A 19,516-nucleotide genomic window follows, 5' to 3' on the forward strand; every position below is an offset into this window, starting at 1 on the left:
TGAATAGGATTTTAGTTTCGGCGAAATGTAGAAAAACACCGTCGAAATGCATTTAACGAAAGTTGAATGAAAAGATATATTTCCTAATTTAACTATGACAAAATAGCCCAACTACCAAAACCCCCGAATCATGAGATCAACCCTATGGCTTGCATTAATTTTTGTATGTTTTTTAATTTCTGAAACCCAAGCTCAATGTAGTGGAATTAACAGAATTCAATGCTCAACAGCTGCACCTACAGTTGTAGGAAATAGTATTAGTTGTACACCTCCGGCCAATCAAGGAGGACGAAGAAATTTTGAAGTCACCAATATGATTGCTGGTGCAACGTATAGACTTTCCAATTGTGGATCTGGCTTTGATACACAAATGACAGTTAGAGATGCATCAGGAACTTTTGTAGCATTCAATGATGATAATGGACCTGCTTGTACTGGAACAGCAGCTTCTATTGACTTTACACCAACAACTACAGGAGATTATCGAATTCATTTGAACAGATACAACTGTGCAACGACAAATAACCTGAATGGAGATATCGTTGTTACACTACTTTCAACTTCTTCAGGACCGGCAAATGACGATTGTGGAACTGCCACTTCGCTATCCGTGAGTCCAACAAGTACCTGTGTAACACTTACTGCTGGAGACTCTTCAACAGCAACTGAAAGCATATCAGCAATTAGTTGTGGAGGTTTTACAGGAAATTCAGATGATGATGTTTGGTATAGTTTTGTAGCAACTGCAACGAATCATGATATCACTGCACGTCCGGGAACATTAAGTGATCTCGTAGTAGATTTACGTTCAGGTGCATGTGATGGAACAAATATAGATTGTGCCGATAATACAACAGGAGCAAATGATGAAGTTATCAATGCAACTGGCTTAAGTATAGGAACCACCTATTATGTACGTGTATACAGTTATGGAGGTGCTGCAAATGCTGGCACTTTTGATATCTGTGTCACAACACCAATAGTAATTCCATCAAACGACGATTGTGCCAATGCAATAGCATTAGGAGTAAGTCCTACAGATACGTGTGTTACGAGTGCTTCAGGAACTACCGAAAATGCAACTCAAAGTATCGCTGCTATCAATTGTGGTGGAACTACAGGAGATGCAGATGATGATGTTTGGTATAGTTTTGTAGCAACTGCTTTTGAACACGATATTACAGTAACTCCAGGAACGTTAAGCAATGCGGTAATAGATTTACGATCTGGTGCTTGTACAGGAACAAATATAGACTGTGCCGATATTACTGGAGGCACAAGTTCAGAAGTAATAAACGCAACAGGACTCACTTTAGGAGCTACCTACTATGTCCGCGTATATAGTAGGGGAAGCAATACTTCGCAACAAGGAACCTTTGATATCTGTGTCACAACACCTCCGCAACCACCACTAAATGACGATTGTAGTAATGCTACTGCTTTAACGGTAAGTGGTACAACGTGTACAACCAGTGTTTCTGGAACAACGGAGTTAGCAACTCAAAGTATTGCCGCTATTAGTTGTAATGCTGCAACTGGAGATGCAAACGATGATGTTTGGTATAGTTTTACAGCAACAGCAGCAAATCATGATATTACAGTAACGTCAGGAACCTTAACAAATGCAGTAATAGATTTACGCTCTGGTGCTTGTACAGGAACAAATATTGATTGTGCAGATGCCACAACGGGTACAAATAATGAAGTGCTCAATGCCACAGGCTTAAGTATAGGAACAACCTATTATGTGCGTGTATACAGTTTTGGAAGTACAGGAAATGAAGGTACGTTTGATATCTGTGTTACAACGCCAATAGTTCCTCCTGCAAATGATGACTGTACCAATGCAACTTTACTAGGCGTAAGTCCAAGTAATACATGTGTAACAAGTGTCTCAGGTACTACTGTAGATGCTACTCAAAGTATAGCAGCTATAAGTTGCAATGGTTTTACAGGAAATGCAGATGATGATGTTTGGTATAGTTTTATCGCTACAGCAACGAGTCATGATATTACCGTAACGCCAGGAACACTCTCTGATGCCGTACTCGATCTGCGCTCAGGAGCATGTAATGGAACCAATATAACTTGTGCAGACAATACAACCGGATCAAATGCTGAGGTAATTAATGCTACAGGTTTATCAATTGGAACAACCTATTATGTTCGTGTATATAGCTATGGCGGAACAGGAAACGGAACCTTTGATATCTGTGTCACAACACCTGTCATTATTCCAGGACCCTGTCAGCCAACGACAGATACGCCAGGAACGATGTATATAGATGAAGTTGCTTTTTTAGGAACTCTAGAAGATGTAACCAACGCTGGTTCAGGATTCAGTACAGGATACCAAGATTTTACAGGATTATCTACTATTTCAAGACAGGTTGAAGGAGAAGGAATCAATGTATATGTAGAAGCACCTTTTAGATGTACTTGGAAAGCTTGGGTCGATTGGAATCAAGATGATGTATTTGATGAAACTACGGAAGAAGTTTACAATTCAAACTTTATCTCAACCACAACGACGACTTTCGGTTTTGTAATTCCACTAGGAACAACACCTGGAGATTACAGAATACGTATTAGAAACTATACAGGATTTGATTATTCGTTATTTGATTACAATAATTCATACGATTTTGATCCATGTGAAGATTTTAATGATACTGGAACTACAATTGATGAATTGGGAGAAGCTGAAGATTATCTCTTTACGGTAGAACCTTTCTGTGACGCACTTATTGATACCATTACAGATGGAGAAACCTGTGGTACAGGAACGGTTGATTTATCAGTCACAGGAACAGGAACACCATCGGTAACTGAATACAGATGGTATGATGCAGAAACAGGCGGAAGCTTAGTAGCAACGACTCTTACAGGAGATTGGACTACGCCATCACTTTCAGCAACGACAACCTATTATGTCACAGCATATAATGGAACTTGTGAATCTTGGGTGCGAGAACCAATAGTCGCAAAATTCAATCCAATACCAACAGTTACGATTACTCCAGATGTTTCGAATCGAGTGGTCTGTGGAGAAAATGACATGTTAGAGATTTCTGTTTCAGGAGATGTAGAAGATGTATTTTTAATAGACGAAGACTTTGAATCAGGTGGCTTAGGCGCATTTAGTAATGTAATTATCATAGACAATGGAGCCACCATAAACGCAAGAAGTGCATGGCAAAATCAAACCAGTACGTTTGTGCCAGCGGAAGAAGTATGGTTTCCAGCAATTTCTTCAGGTTTTGGAAGTGATCAATTTGTAATATGTAACTCGGATGTAGGTGCTGACGGATTTGGAACTTCATATATCACACACAATGCATTACAATCAACAGCTTCATATGATACAACCGATTATGTAAACTTGACATTAAGTTTTGACTGTTATTACTCGCATTATCTAGATGATGGAACAGGAGGCGCAGATGATTACTTTACCGTAGAAGTTTCAACAGATGGAACCAATTGGACAGCATTAACGGCAGATATCATTGCAGATGTCGGGATTGGGACAAAGTTTGACAATCTATCATATGATTTATCAACCTATATCAATGAGTTAACACTAAGCGTACGAATTCGTTTCTATGCAGTTTGGTCAGATGGTGTAGCTGTTGATAATGTTCAACTCTTTGGAGATAAGGATGTAACAGCAGTAGATTGGACAACAACACCAGCAAATATTATCGATTTATATATTGATACAGATAATGACAACATCGGAGATACACCGTATGTATCCGGAAGTTATGAAACAGTATATGCAATGCCAACACTCGCACAATTAGAAGAAGCAGATTACTCTTTTACCATTGATGCAAACTTAGCCAACGGATGTGGAGCTGTAAGTTCAAACTTCAATGTAACAAACAATACACGAGTATTTGATAGTGCAGCAGATGCATGGGGAACGGCTGCCAACTGGGCACAAAATATAGTACCAACTTCTGATGATTGTGTCATTATCAAAGACAACGGACTTATGGTGGATACACAAGCTACAGGAAATGGATTGGCAAGAAATATTACCGTAAAAAATGGAGGTTATCTAGAACTGGCAACAGGTTCTTCCATCACTGTGACAGATTGGATCAATGTAGAAAGTGGAGGAACACTTCATGTAAGAGATGGCGCTAATTTAATTCAAGTAACGGATGTAACTTCCAACAACAACACCGGAGAAATAGAAATGGATCGCACTGCAGTTGGAGTGAATACACTAGACTATATTTATTGGTCTTCTCCAGTAGAAGATTTTGAAGTTACAGATGTATCGCCTGGCACAAGTCCTGGATTAATATTTCAATGGCAACCAACAGTTGCAGGAAATGGCTTAGGAAACTATGGTGAATGGCAAAGTGCTTCAGGAACTATGGGCATAGGAAACGGATATATTATTCGCGGTATTTCAGGAACAAGTATCGCCAATACAGCAGAATTTGGTGGAGTTCCAAACAATGGAATTATCAATACCACAGTCACTAGAGGAACGTACACAGGAGTAGACTATCCAGGCGCAGGTGGAACCAACGCAACAAATTTAGATGACAACTGGAACTTGGTAGGAAATCCATATCCATCAGCAATCTCAGCAGATGCATTTATTGCAGCGAATGCTTCCGTAATTACCGATGATACCAATCCGTCAACAATCACAGGAACGGTATATCTTTGGAGACATTTAAGTACTCCAAGTAACGCGTATGGAGATCCTTTCTACAGTGACTATCTATATAATTATAACGAAAATGATTATATCCAATACAATAGTACAGGATCAAATCCAGTAGGCTTCAATGGGAATATTGCTGCAGGACAAGCTTTCTTTGTACTAATGGATGATGCGGCACCAGCAAGTTCAATGATTCAGTTTAACAATAGCATGCGTGGAGTAGCATACACAAACGACCAATTCTACAGATCAAGTGATGATGAAGTTGGACAATTTGAAAACAATAGTGAAAGCACAACGACAATAGAAAAACACAGAATCTGGCTAGATATAATTTCACCAGATAATTCGGCAGCTTCTTCCTTAATAGGTTACATCACTGGAGCATCAAATGAACAAGATCGTTTGTTTGATGGAAACAATCTAAGTGATGCACCAACGCATATCTACTCGCTCATAGGAGAAGAAAAGATGGCAATTCAGGGAAGAGCAGTTCCTTTTGACCAACAAGACGAAGTTCCATTAGGTGTAAAGATCGCACAAAGCGGAAACTATACCATAGCAATCAATGCATTAGATGGATTGTTTGAAACTACCGATCAGAAAATCTACTTAGAAGATTTATATACCGATATGATTCACGATTTAAAACTGACGCCGTACGATTTCTATTCAGAAGGTGGAGATTTTGAAGATCGTTTCATATTGAAATATGTAAAAACTAATGACAATACACTTGACTTAGAAGAATTTAATTCCAATACAGGAATCGTAATTACTACCAACGAGAATCAAATCAAAGTACATGCATACAACAGTCAAATAGAAGCTATAACAATACATGATATTCTAGGGAAACGTTTGCTCGATCGTAAAAACATCAGCGAAGAAGTATATGACATTACTAATTTAAAACCGACAAACAGTACACTCATTGTGAAAGTCGTTTTAGAAAACGGCAAACAGAAAATTCAAAAAGTCATTTACTAATCAAAAGGAAACGTTCTCAAAAAAAGCACTCTTCATTTCAATATGGAGAGTGCTTTTTATTTTTTATAAGATTAAGAAGTCTAAAGAAAAATCATTTGGTAATACTAAAAACTTAATTAAAAAATGAAAGTAATTTCCAACAATAAGGCGATTTGGAAGAAATTACGGTCATTTTTCTTTTCATAATCTATGGTTTTGTAACTCTCTTATAAATAACATAATAAGTTTGTTTTGTGAAAAAAAAAAAATGTATTAGATTTGACGAAATGTAAATAAAGTACGTCAAAATACATTAATTAGCCATAAATGTTCAGATGTATTTTATTTATGGTTCACCCTAAATCTTAAATAGTCTATGAAACTCACCTTTCAATTGACCTGTATACTTATGTGCTTTTGCATGTTTGAGGTAGCCGCTCAATGTGCAGGTATCAATACAAACGCATGTAGCACACCAGCTCCTACAGTGGTAGGAAACAGTATCACTTGTACGCCACCTTCAACCCAAGGAGGAAGAAGAAATTTTGAAGTCACCAATATGATTGCTGGAGCTACGTACAGACTTTCCAATTGTGGATCTGGCTTTGATACACAAATGACAGTCAGAGATGCATCTGGAACTTCTGTCGCTTTCAACGACGATAATGGACCTGCTTGTACAGGAACAGCAGCTTCTATTGATTTTATTCCAACAACTACAGGAGATTATCGAATTCATTTGAATAGATACAATTGTGCTACTACCAATAATCTCAATGGAGATATTGTAGTCACGCTAATGACACCACTACCACCTTCTAATAACGATTGTGCCAACGCAATAGCGTTAACGGTAAGTAGTGGAGCAACTTGTACAACGAGTGTCTCAGGAACTACTGTAAATGCTACGCAAAGTTTAGCTGCAATTACGTGTAATGGCGGAACAGGAAATGCAGATGATGATGTATGGTATAGCTTTGTTGCTACGGCAACAGAACATGATATTACGGTAACTACAACAATAGATGCAGTGATTGATTTACGTTCGGGAGCTTGTAATGGAACCAATATTGATTGTGAAGATTCTGTATTTGTCGGTGGTTCAGAAGTATTAAATGCTACAGGTTTAACCATAGGAACTACCTATTATGTACGTGTGTATAGCTATGGAACTGGAGCTGGAAATGAAGGAACCTTTGATATCTGTGTCACAACACCTGTAATTATTCCAGGACCCTGTCAGCCAACGACAGATACTCCAGGAACGATGTATATAGATGAAGTTGCTTTTTTAGGAACTCTAGAAGATGTAACCAATGCAGGTTCAGGATTTAGCACAGGTTATCAGGATTTTACAGGATTAGCAACTTTGTCAAGACAGGTAGAAGGCGAAGGAATTAATGTATATGTAGAAGCACCATTTAGATGTGCTTGGAAAGCTTGGGTCGATTGGGATGAAGATGATGTATTTGATGAAACTACTGAAAAAGTATACGATTCTAATGGAATTGCCACAACGACGACGACTTTTGGATTTGTAATTCCACTAGGAACAACTGCTGGAGATTATAGAATACGCATTAGAAACTATACTGGGTTTGACTATTCTGCATCAGATTATAACAGTTCATATGATTTTAACTCATGTGAAGATTTTAATGATACAGGATTTACAATTGATCGATTAGGAGAAGCAGAAGATTATCTCTTTAAGGTAGAACCTTTCTGTGATGCTATTATAGATACTATCACAGAAGGAGAAACGTGTGGTGATGGTACAGTAGATTTATCTGCAAGTACAAGTATTTCTGGTTTTACAAGATTTAGATGGTACGATGCAGAAACAGGAGGAACCATGTTGGCTGAAACAAATAATGGAAATTGGACTACACCATCAATATCAGCAACGACAACCTATTATGTAACAGTCTATAATGGAACTTGTGAATCTTGGGTGCGAGAACCTATCACAGCAAAGTTCAACCCAATACCTACAATTAATGTAACTCCAGATGTTTCGAATCGAGTAGTTTGTGGAGAAAATGACATGTTAGAAATCTCTGTTTCTGGAGATGTAGAAGATGTATTTTTAATTGATGAAGACTTTGAATCAGGTGATTTAGGCGCATTTAGTAATGTAGTTATCATAGACAACGGAGCTACCATAAACGCAAGAAGCGCATGGCAAAATCAAACCAGTACATTTGTCCCATCAGAAGAAGTATGGTTTCCAGCAATTTCTTCAGGTTTTGGAAATGATCAATTTGTAATTTGTAATTCCGATATGGGAGCCGATGGAGGAGGAACTTCATATATCACACACAATGCCTTACAATCAACGGCTTCATACAATACAGCAGACTATGTAAACCTAACGCTCAGTTTTGACTGTTTCTATTCTCATTATTTGAATGATGGAGTTGGTGGTGCTGACGATTATTTTACAGTAGAGGTTTCTACGGATGGAACCAACTGGACAGCGCTAACGGCAGATATTATTGCTGATGTTGGAATTGGGACAAAGTTTGACAATTTATCATATGATTTAACAGCTTATATCAATCAACCAACGGTAAGTGTACGAATTCGTTTCTATGCAGAATGGTCAGATGGTGTAGCTGTTGATAATGTTCAACTCTTTGGAGATAAAGATGTAACGGCAGTTGATTGGACAACTACACCATCAGGAATTATCGATTTATATATTGATACCGATAATGACAATATTGGAGATGCGCCATATGTATCCGGAAGTTATGAAACAGTATATGCAATGCCAACACTCGCACAACTAGAAGAAGCAGATTATTCTTTTACCATTGATGCAAACTTAGCCAATGGATGTGGAGCCGTAAGTTCAAACTTCAATGTAACGAACAATACGAGAATCTTCGACAGTGCTGCAGATGCATGGGGAACGGCTGCCAACTGGGCACAAAATGTAGTGCCAACGTCAAATGACTGTGTCATTATCAAAGACAACGGACTTATGGTGGATACGCAAGCTACAGGAAATGGATTGGCAAGAAATATTACCGTAAAAAATGGAGGTTATCTAGAACTGGCAACAGGTTCTTCCATCACTGTGACAGATTGGATCAATGTAGAAACAGGTGGAACACTTCATGTAAGAGATGGTGCAAACCTAATTCAAGTAACGGATGTAACTTCCAACAACAACACCGGAGAAATAGAAATGGATCGCACTGCAGTTGGAGTGAATACACTAGACTATATTTATTGGTCTTCTCCAGTAGAAGATTTTGAAGTTACAGATGTATCGCCTGACACAAGTCCTGGATTAATATTTCAATGGCAACCAACGGTTGGAGGAAATGGCATAGGAAACTATGGTGAATGGCAAAGTGCTTCAGGAACTATGGGCATAGGAAACGGATATATTATTCGTGGTATTTCAGGAACAAGTATCGCCAATACAGCAGAATTTGGCGGAGTACCGAACAATGGAATTATCAATACCACCGTCACTAGAGGAACATATACAGGAGTAGACTACCCAGGAGCAGGAGGAGTCAATGCCACGAATTTGGATGACAACTGGAACTTGGTAGGAAACCCATATCCATCAGCAATCTCAGCAGATGCGTTTATCGCAGCGAATGCTTCCGTAATTACCGATGATACCAATCCGTCAACAATCACAGGAACGGTATATCTTTGGAGACATTTAAGTGCGCCAAGTGATGCGTATGGAGATCCTTTTTATAGTGATTTTGCGTACAACTACAACGAAAATGATTATATCCAATATAACAGTACAGGATCAAACCCAGTAGGCTTCAATGGAAACATTGCAGCAGGACAAGCCTTCTTTGTATTAATGGATGATGCAGCACCAGCAAGTTCAACGATTCAGTTTAACAATAGCATGCGTGGCGTTGCCTATACCAACGATCAATTCTACAGACCAAGTGATGATGGAGTTGGACAGTTTGAAAACAACAGTGAAAGCACAACGACAATGGAGAAGCATAGAATTTGGTTAGATATCATCGCGCCAAACAACAGAGCATCTTCAGCTTTAATTGGTTACATCACTGGAGCATCAAATGAGCAGGATCGTTTGTTTGATGGAAACAATCTAAGTGATGCACCAACGCATATCTATTCGCTAATAGGAGAAGAAAAGATGGCAATTCAAGGAAGAGCAGTTCCATTTGAAGAGGAAGACGAAGTTCCATTAGGTGTAAAGATCGCGCAAAGCGGAAACTATACCATAGCAATCAATGCATTAGATGGATTATTTGAAACTACTGATCAGGACATTTACTTAGAAGATTTATATACTGACACGATTCACGATTTAAAACTTACGCCGTACGATTTCTATTCAGAAGGTGGAGATTTCGAAGATCGTTTTGTGTTAAAATACATTGATACAGACGAAAGTAGTTTAAGTGTAGATGAATTCAATTCCAATACAGGAATCGTAATTACTACCAACGAGAATCAAATCAAAGTACATGCATACAATAGCCAAATAGAAGCTATAACAATACATGATATTTTAGGGAAACGTTTACTCGATCGTAAAAACATCAGTGAAGAAGTATATGACATTACAAATCTAAAACCGACAAACAGTGCACTCATTGTGAAAGTCGTTTTAGAAAACGGCAAACAAAAAATTCAAAAAGTCATTTACTAAAAAAGACAAGCCGCCCAAAAATAAAAGCACTCTTCATTATAATATGGAGAGTGCTTTTTTTCTTTCTATAAAATCATGTTAAGTAAGTGGAAACCGTATATAACTATTTAGAAAATCTTATAATTTGTCATCAACCAAAAAATAAAATCATGTTAAAAAAAATTCAAAATCTCGAAAACACTAAAATCTTAAAAAAAGAAACGCAAAAAAACATCCATGGAGGTATACGCTCACTATGCCCAAATCAAGGAGGCTATTGCCCTAATGATGCTGCAATGATTCCTGTTCACTGTATTTCAGCAGTGGCACTATGTTGCGTGGGGAATGTTTGGGTACAATGTTAAAAAAAGGACAGAGCGAACTTCGGTTCGCTCAACGCTCTTCAACCTAAATAACCAACTTGTCAGAAATTATCCAAAATCCAAAACACATAGAAATACGGGTTGCTAAATACAAAAGGTTCTATTACTTTTATGCAAAACCAAAGAAGCATGTTACGCAATACCATCAAAGAACTCTCAACAACCATTCTCAACAATCAATCAGATTTTGATACCATAAAAAATACGATTGACGAAATTCACACACATTACTTAGAAACGACTAACATTCGTGACTTAGGAGATGGTATGCAACATATGGCAGCTGTACCAACAGCAAGCGGAATGGCATTATCGCTCAATCACGCAGCAGCATGCTTATTAGACTATCGCAGGACGGCAAAATTCTTAGACGGAATGGTAACGCTCATTCGCGAAAAACAACAACAACATCCAAACGAAACAATCAATATTTTCTATGCAGGTTGTGGCCCGTACGCACCTTTTATAACTTTAGTAGCGCCATTATTTAAAGCGTCGGAAGTACAATTTTCCATATTAGAAATCAATGCATCTTCTATCAAAATGGCAGAAGAATTGATCAATGCATTAGAACTCACAGAATATGTAACAGCATATCACAATGCCGATGCAGTAACCTTTCAAATTCCAGATGCTAAAAAATACCATATTCTCTTCAGTGAAACGCTCGATGCTTTACTGTACAGAGAATCCTATGTGCCAATTCTTTGGAATATGTTGCCACAAATCTCAGACAACTGTGCAGTCATTCCAAACAATGTCATCGTACAAGCGAGTTTAACATATCCTCAAAAAGAAGGCGAAGACACGCGAAAAGAAAAAGAAGCAGCTGTGATTCTAGATGTACGCGAAGCAGTGAAAGTGAATGATGGTACTAAGTCGTTGCCACAATCTTTTGAGCCTATTACAATCAATCTTAGTGGAGACGAAAAATACCATACCATGATTGTCGATACCAAAGTACACATACACAATGATATTTGGTTACACAGAAATGAATCGTCGCTCAGCATTCCACTCGAAATGGAAATCGTATATCCACTCGAAGCGCCAAACGTAACCTTTTTCTATGAACTCAAACCTTCAGTTGAATTAAAATTACAGAACTAAACAAGAGGCAAGCGTCAGTTCGAGAACAACTACAATTTCTAAAGTTTAAAAGTTGATAGTTTAGAGAGTTTCTATGAACAAGCAATTCAATATTTAAAAATTTCAATTTCCCAAACGTCAGTTCGAGTGGCAAATCTGTGATTTGCTGTATCGAGAACAACTACAATTTCTATAGTTTATAACAACTAAAACGTTATCGCTTAAAAATCACTGCAAAATATTTGCATCTTCTTCACGGAAGCCGTTTCTTTGTATCAAATAGTTCATATATATACTGTCGTTATCAAGAAAGGCTGAGGGAATAGACCCGATGAAGCCTTAGCAACCCTTTACACTTAAAGAAGGTGCTACGTTCTACTGCGCAATGCAGGTAGATAACCAAGAGAAATTCACATCATTTCCTCATGCTTTTTTGATAACAATAATTTGGGCGTTACCCTAAAGGGTCAGGCTATTCGCTGTATCTTTTTTTGTAAAAAAGGATGCCGCTACTATCCTTAACGTAGGATCATAGGTCGCTAAATAAACTCAAAACACCATCTCTAAAATAAGGAGAAGGTTGCTGAGCAAAGTTGAAGTGCATCCTTAACGCCAAATGTCACATCGAGCGTAGTCGAGATGCATCTGTATGTATTAAAAAAATAAAAAACAAAGCCCGCTGAGCGAAGCCGAAGCGACTTTGAAACGAAAAAGAAATATTCATACTGTCATTCCTGCGCAGGCAGGAATCCAGAAGAAAAGAAAGAAGGAAACAAATGAAAAACATCTGGAACGAAATAGAAAAACGAATCCTTGTCTTAGATGGCGCTATGGGAACCATGTTGCAAGCCTATAAATTCACCGAAGAAGATTTTCGCGGCGAACGCTTTAAAGACTTTAAAGTACCATTACAAGGAAACAACGATTTACTATCCATCACACAACCGCACGCCATCAAAGAAGTACATGCAAAATACTTCGCTGCTGGTGCCGATATTGTGGAAACCAATACATTCTCTGGGACAACCATTGCTATGGCCGATTATGAAATGGAACACCTAGTTTACGAACTCAACTACGAATCTGCAAAAATAGCCAAAGAAGTAGCAGACGAGTTTACCGAAAAAGAACCACACAAACCACGTTTTGTCGCAGGTTCTATAGGACCAACCAACAGAACGGCTAGTATGTCGCCAGATGTAAACGATCCAGGATATCGTGCTGTTACTTTTGACGAATTACGAATTGCCTACAAACTACAAGTGGAAGCTTTAATAGATGGAGGAGTTGATGTATTACTCGTAGAAACAGTTTTCGATACGCTCAACGCCAAAGCAGCGCTATTTGCTATTGAAGAAGTAAAGGCAGAAAGAGATATAAATGTCCCAATCATGTTAAGTGGAACCATTACAGATGCCAGCGGACGTACACTATCTGGACAAACAGCGGAAGCATTCTTAATCTCAGTATCACACATTCCATTACTCTCAGTAGGATTCAATTGCGCACTAGGTGCCAACCTATTACAACCGCACTTAGAAGCCATTGCAAACAAAACAGATTTTGCGGTTTCAGCACATCCAAATGCAGGATTGCCAAATGCTTTTGGAGAATATGACGAATCACCATCAGAAATGGCCGCGCAAATAGAAGAATATCTAAAAAAGAATCTCATCAACATCATTGGAGGTTGCTGCGGAACAACACCAGGACACATAAGTGCAATTGCAGAAGTAGCTGCAAAATACAAACCTCGTAATGTTGTTGTTAGTTGCTAGTTGATTGTTATTAGTTCTTTGTTGTTAGAAAATCAATCAAAATCAATCAAAATCAACAAATCAACAAATCAACAAATTAACAAAAAGACAAATTGACGAATCAACAGATCAACAAAAAAGACAAATCAACAAACAACAAAAAGAGCCTAGCGACAAACCGATAACCAACAATAAGGAACAAAGAAAAAGAAGATGCAAGATAAAGACCCAACACCTAATACCCAACACCAAAAACCTAAGACCCAAACCAAGTTCATGCGACTTTCAGGTTTAGAACCTTTAGTTTTAAACGAAAACAGCAACTTTGTCAATGTTGGAGAACGAACGAATGTAGCAGGTTCGCGTAAATTTTTGCGACTCGTCAAAGAAGAGAAATTTGATGAAGCGTTGGCCATTGCCAGACATCAAGTGGATGGTGGTGCGCAAATCATCGATATCAATATGGACGATGGTTTGATTGATGGAAAAGAAGCGATGGTAAAATTTTTAAATCTCATTGCAGCCGAACCAGATATTTGCCGTGTGCCCATTATGATCGACAGTTCCAAATGGGATATCATTGAAGCAGGATTGCAAGTGGTGCAAGGAAAATGTGTGGTAAACTCTATCTCGCTAAAAGAAGGCGAAGAAAAATTTATCTGGGAAGCTACACAAATCAAACGCTATGGTGCTGCCGTAATTGTGATGGCATTCGATGAAGTTGGACAAGCCGATAACTATGAACGTCGATTAGAAATTGTGGCACGTTCCTATGATGTATTGGTCAATAAAGTTGGATTTGCAGAAGAAGACATCATCTTCGATTTAAATATATTTCCAGTGGCAACAGGAATGGAAGAACACCGTAAAAATGCCATCGATTTTATAGAAGCTACACGTTGGACACGCGAAACCTATCCTAACGTCAGTGTAAGTGGTGGTGTCAGTAACGTATCGTTTTCATTTAGAGGAAACAATGTTGTACGTGAAGCCATGCACTCTGTGTTTTTATATCATGCCATTCAAGCTGGAATGAACATGGGAATTGTAAATCCGACGATGTTAGAAGTCTATGACGACATTCCAAAAAACCTATTAGAACATGTAGAAGATGTAATTCTCGATAGAAGAGACGATGCTACAGAACGTTTATTAGACTTGGCGGAAACCTTCAAAGGAATTAAAAAAGCAGACACCGAAACAGTTCAAGAATGGCGTAGTTACGAATTACAAGACCGTATCACACATTCGCTTGTAAAAGGAATTGATAAATATATTGTTGAAGATGTAGAAGAAGCACGCCAACAAGCAGAAAAACCAATTGAAGTCATAGAAGGAAACCTCATGATCGGAATGAATGTCGTAGGAGATTTATTTGGTTCAGGGAAAATGTTCTTGCCGCAAGTGGTAAAATCGGCACGTGTAATGAAAAAAGCAGTGGCGTATTTAAATCCGTTCATAGAAGCTGAAAAAGGCGAACAACAACAAGCCATCGGAAAAGTGTTAATGGCAACCGTAAAAGGCGATGTGCACGATATTGGAAAAAATATTGTAAGTGTCGTATTGGGTTGTAACAACTACGAAATTGTAGATTTAGGAGTCATGGTGCCGCCAGAAAAAATCATAGAAACAGCCAAAGCAGAAAATGTAGATGTCATAGGTTTGTCAGGTTTAATTACACCTTCACTTGATGAAATGGTATACTTAGCCAAAGAAATGGAACGCCAAAACTTCAATATTCCTTTATTGATTGGTGGCGCAACAACTTCCAAAGCACATACCGCTGTAAAAATTGATCCAGAATATAAAAATGCGGTGGTGCATGTAAACGATGCATCAAGAGCAGTAACGGTAGTTGGTGATTTGCTAAACAAGAAAAAATCGAAAGACTATCGCGATAAGTTAAAACGAGATTACGACGAATTCCGTGAAAAGTTCTTAAAGCGTAAAAAGAAAAAATCATACATCTCTTTAGATGCTGCCAGAGCAAAAAAATATAAAATTAATTGGGAAACAAGTACTATTGTCAAGCCCAAAGAGTTGGGAATTCAAAAGTTAACGCAGCTCAGTTTAAAAGAATTAGTTCCGTATATTGATTGGAGTCCGTTTTTCCGTTCGTGGGATTTGCACGGACGTTTTCCAGACATTCTTACGGATGATATTGTAGGCGAGCAAGCCACGCAATTATATTCGGATGCCAAAAAAATGATAGAGGAAATCATTGCGAAACAGTCGCTAAAAGCCAAAGGGATTTTTGGATTGTTTGAAGCTAATACGATCAATGATGATGATATTTCAATTCAGAAAAAAGGAAAAGAAATAGGCGTTTTTAGAACGCTTCGCCAACAATTAGACAAACGTGCGGAAGTTCCAAACATTGCTTTGGCAGATTTTGTAGCGCCAAAAGAAAGTGGAAAGCAAGACTATATGGGCGCATTTTGTACGGCCATTTTTGGAGCAGACGAATTGGCAAACAGTTACAAAGAACAGCAAGATGATTACAACGCGATTATGGCACAAGCAATTGCCGATCGTTTTGCGGAAGCATTTGCAGAATATTTACACAAGCAAGTACGTACGAAACATTGGGGATATGGTGCTAATGAAGATTTGACTAATGAAGAACTCATCAAAGAAACCTATAAAGGAATTCGTCCAGCGCCAGGATATCCAGCATGCCCAGATCATTTGGAAAAAGAAACCATTTGGGAATTACTAGATGTCGAAAAAGTGATTGGAGTTTCATTAACGGAAAGTCTAGCCATGTGGCCAGCTGCCGCAGTTTCAGGATATTATTTTGGGAATGAAGAAGCCAAGTATTTTGGACTTGGAAAAATAACGCAGGATCAAGTGGAAGATTTTGCAAAAAGAAAAGGAATTACGATAGAAAAAGCCCAAAAATGGTTGCATCCTGCGTTGGCAGATTAGCCCGCGTTAGTGATAGCAGTGGCATCCTTTTACCGTCAGTTCGAGTGAATTTGTGTATTGAGCTTTGGCGAAATCACAAATTTGTATCGAGAACAAGGTAAAAGATACAACGGATAGCACGACCGAAGTAACACGAAGGGAACACCCAAAACGAATAGGAAATGAAGTTAAAAGTCAAGAGCAAAAAACAAATTGACAAATAACAAATCAACAGATAAAACATAGAAAAAGAAAAATACAAGAGCCGAGTAAGCAAGTCTCAATACTAACTACTCAAAACTCAATACTATAAAAAAGCATGAAAGTAACAGAACATATAGCAAAATCGGAAGGGAAAACATTGTTCTCTTTTGAAATTTTACCACCGTTAAAAGGACAGCATATCAATTCAATATTTGATAATATAGATCCATTAATGGAATACAAACCACCATTTATTGACGTAACCTATCACCGAGAAGAATATACGTTTAAAGAATTGGGGAACGGATTGCTTAAGAAACAAGTCGTAAAAAAACGTCCTGGAACTGTGGGAATTTGTGCTGCAATTCAGAACAAATATCAAGTAGATGCCATTCCGCATATTTTATGTGGCGGATTTACGAAAGAAGACACAGAAAACTTCTTAATTGATATGGATTTTCTGGGAATTGATAATGTAGTGGCTTTGCGTGGAGATGCCGTAAAAAGCGAAACGTATTTTAGAGCAGAACCCGAAGGGCATCGCTATGCGTCCGAATTGGTAAGTCAGATACAAGACCTAAACAACGGAAAATATTTGGATGAAGAATTGTTGAACTCTTCAAAAACAGATTTCTGTATTGGTGTCGCTGGTTATCCCGAAAAACACATGGAAGCGCCAAGTTTGGACTCGGACATCCATTTCTTAAAAAAGAAAATAAAAGCAGGAGCAGGATATATTGTGACGCAAATGTTTTTTGACAATCAGAAGTATTTTGAATTCGTTGAAAAATGCAGAAAAGAAGGCATTACTGTACCAATCATTCCAGGATTAAAACCCATAGCAACCAAAAAACAATTGAACTTAATTCCGCATCGTTTCAAAGTAGATTTACCGGACGATTTAATTATGGAAGTGGTTCGTTGTAAAGACAACAAAGCGGTGCGTAAAGTAGGAATTGAATGGTGTACGCAGCAAAGTAAAGAATTGGTTGCTGCTGGCGTGCCAATTTTACACTACTATTCTATGGGAAGATCTAGCAATATTGAAGCAATTGCAAAAGAGGTATTTTAAATGAAAGAGAGGAAAATTAATTCCTCTCTTTTTATTTTGTAGTTATTTTTGTGATGAATTATAGATTCCCTGAAGGATCAAATAATCCGCAATTCCAATTTCCATAACATCTAGTGACATCTATAGTAATACACAAGTCTCTAGATTCGCAAATGTATACTGAATCTCCAAATCCACCTTTGGCAGCTTTGATATTTAAAGTTGAAATAGATGCTTTTTTTAGTTTTAACTTTTTAATGGATCTTTTTTTCATGATTTTGGTTTTATGATTAATTTTAAAAATATGCAAAAAGTAAAAAAAAGATATTGGTTTTTACAATACTAAAAGTATGTGTTCTCTATAGTTAACGTATATGTCAAAGAAAAGAGAGGAATGTTAATTCCTCTCTTTTAATACATAATTGAATCGAAAATATCGCATTCTTCGGTTCTCGGATCAAACAAACCTTAGAGCAAACTCTATAATATCTAGTAACATCAATAGTTTGGCAAATATGATCAAATTCGCATATGTAAACTGAACTTTCATATTCACTCGGAAGCTATACATATAGATAGCTAAAGCGGATGATTTTTAATCTTAACTTAGTCATTATCTTTTTTTCATGGTTGTAATTTGTAAGTTAGATCGCTAGAAATTCAGCAAATTAAATGTTGCTTTTAAAAATTTTGATCTGTTGGGTACGGATAAATTTGGCAGTAATATTCACCTCTACATGCTGTATAATCGATGGTTTCACAGAAATCCTGAGATTCGCATACAATTATTGAAAGCGTATTGTTTCCACCATGTAAAGCTTTTGCGTTTAATGTGGAAATTGAAGCTTTTTTCAACGATAACTTAGTAATTGACTTTTTCTTCATGATTTTGGTTTTGATGTGCCCGAAGGTAGAAAAAACGTCTTATAAATGACATTGGTTTTCCATTACTAGAAGTACGTGTTCGCTGTATTTAACATTTAGGCATAAAAAAAGAGGAATGCCTTAAATTCCTCTTTTTAACTAAACATAAAATCGATTATTTTAGAAATCAGTTTTATAAATTGCTGTAAAAGCAATGTATATCATGATATAGCGAATAGTCTATTTGGACTTTTCGGTGATTTTAAATCTTTTAAACTTAAAACTGTATTAATTCGTAAGAATAGTGAAGCATATTGTAAAGCTCTGTATTCGCACTATGTATATTTTGTTCTGTACAATTTGGTTAATGTAAAACTACTAAAAAGCAGAAAGTTATCGTACGGGTTTTACAATACTTTAGTTACGTGATTGCTGTAAGTGCGAGTTTTTCAAGTGTGATATATAGAAAAAGGAACCTGTTAGAGTTCCTTTTTAGTTAAGTGTTTTTTGAGGAAATTAGCGTTGTGGGTTATCATATATTTGACATATAAATTCTCCATTACATGCTGTATAATCGATGGTTTCGCAGAAATTTATAGAAAGACAAAATGCAGTATTTCCAATAGTTCCTCCTTTTGAAGCATTCGTATTTAAATTAGAAACGGCTGCTTTTTTTAGTTTTAATTTTTGAATTGATCTTTTTTTCATGATTTCAAATATTTAGAATTAATAATTTTTTGATTAACAATTTATAGTCAAATACAATTGACATCCGAACTCTCCATTGCATGCTGTATAATCGATGGTTTCACAAATATTGACAGATTCACAAAACAGATAACCACTTTGATCTGTTCCGCCAGAAAGCGCATTCGCATTAAGTGTTGAAATAGAAGCTTTGTGCAGTTTTAATTTTTTAATAGATTTTTTTTTCATGATATAAGTTTTTTGGTT

The 19,516-nt window shown here is 37.3% G+C and carries 10 protein-coding genes and 1 riboswitch; of the genes, 6 read left to right on the plus strand and 4 right to left on the minus strand.

Annotation, left to right across the window (positions count from 1 at the left end; genetic code table 11):
• Window positions 1–130: 130 nt before the first annotated feature.
• The 6 genes from Q0845_RS12905 to metF all read left to right on the plus strand — a co-directional run bounded on the left by Q0845_RS12905 (window position 131) and on the right by metF (window position 17,719).
• A complete protein-coding gene (locus Q0845_RS12905) occupies window positions 131–5,680 on the plus strand; it encodes a GEVED domain-containing protein (protein ID WP_298513753.1) in 5,550 nt (1,849 codons plus the stop codon).
• A 355-nt stretch (window positions 5,681–6,035) separates the two neighbouring features.
• Window positions 6,036–10,328, plus strand: coding sequence for a GEVED domain-containing protein (locus Q0845_RS12910; RefSeq protein ID WP_298513756.1), 4,293 nt, complete (start codon window positions 6,036–6,038; stop codon window positions 10,326–10,328).
• Between the two features lie 491 nt (window positions 10,329–10,819).
• On the plus strand, window positions 10,820–11,800 hold the full coding sequence (locus tag Q0845_RS12915; protein WP_298513758.1) for a phytanoyl-CoA dioxygenase: 981 nt from the start codon (window positions 10,820–10,822) through the stop codon (window positions 11,798–11,800).
• Between the two features lie 277 nt (window positions 11,801–12,077).
• Window positions 12,078–12,181, plus strand: a riboswitch (SAM riboswitch).
• A gap of 374 nt (window positions 12,182–12,555) precedes the next feature.
• Window positions 12,556–13,557 carry a homocysteine S-methyltransferase family protein gene (locus Q0845_RS12920; protein ID WP_298513761.1) on the plus strand — a complete coding sequence of 334 codons (1,002 nt, stop codon included), beginning with the start codon at window positions 12,556–12,558 and terminating at the stop codon, window positions 13,555–13,557.
• Window positions 13,558–13,749: 192 nt separating this feature from the next.
• The gene (gene metH, locus Q0845_RS12925) at window positions 13,750–16,464 is read left to right on the plus strand and encodes a methionine synthase (RefSeq protein WP_298513763.1); all 2,715 of its coding nucleotides are present in this window, start codon (window positions 13,750–13,752) and stop codon (window positions 16,462–16,464) included.
• A 298-nt stretch (window positions 16,465–16,762) separates the two neighbouring features.
• The gene (gene metF / locus Q0845_RS12930; protein WP_298513766.1) at window positions 16,763–17,719 is read left to right on the plus strand and encodes a methylenetetrahydrofolate reductase [NAD(P)H]; all 957 of its coding nucleotides are present in this window, start codon (window positions 16,763–16,765) and stop codon (window positions 17,717–17,719) included.
• Between the two features lie 58 nt (window positions 17,720–17,777).
• Here metF and Q0845_RS12935 read toward each other — a convergent pair whose 3' ends face one another.
• The 4 genes from Q0845_RS12935 to Q0845_RS12950 all read right to left on the minus strand — a co-directional run bounded on the left by Q0845_RS12935 (window position 17,778) and on the right by Q0845_RS12950 (window position 19,498).
• The gene (locus tag Q0845_RS12935) at window positions 17,778–17,972 is read right to left on the minus strand and encodes a hypothetical protein (protein ID WP_298513768.1); all 195 of its coding nucleotides are present in this window, start codon (window positions 17,970–17,972) and stop codon (window positions 17,778–17,780) included.
• A gap of 407 nt (window positions 17,973–18,379) precedes the next feature.
• Entirely contained in the window at window positions 18,380–18,583 is a 204-nt protein-coding gene (locus Q0845_RS12940) for a class I lanthipeptide (RefSeq protein WP_298513770.1), read from the minus strand.
• Between the two features lie 495 nt (window positions 18,584–19,078).
• The gene (locus Q0845_RS12945) at window positions 19,079–19,270 is read right to left on the minus strand and encodes a hypothetical protein (protein WP_298513771.1); all 192 of its coding nucleotides are present in this window, start codon (window positions 19,268–19,270) and stop codon (window positions 19,079–19,081) included.
• Between the two features lie 33 nt (window positions 19,271–19,303).
• Window positions 19,304–19,498 carry a class I lanthipeptide gene (locus Q0845_RS12950; protein WP_298513774.1) on the minus strand — a complete coding sequence of 65 codons (195 nt, stop codon included), beginning with the start codon at window positions 19,496–19,498 and terminating at the stop codon, window positions 19,304–19,306.
• Window positions 19,499–19,516: the final 18 nt, after the last annotated feature.

The sequence above is a fragment of the uncultured Kordia sp. genome, from assembly GCF_947489565.1.
Taxonomy (GTDB): Bacteria; Bacteroidota; Bacteroidia; order Flavobacteriales; family Flavobacteriaceae; genus Kordia.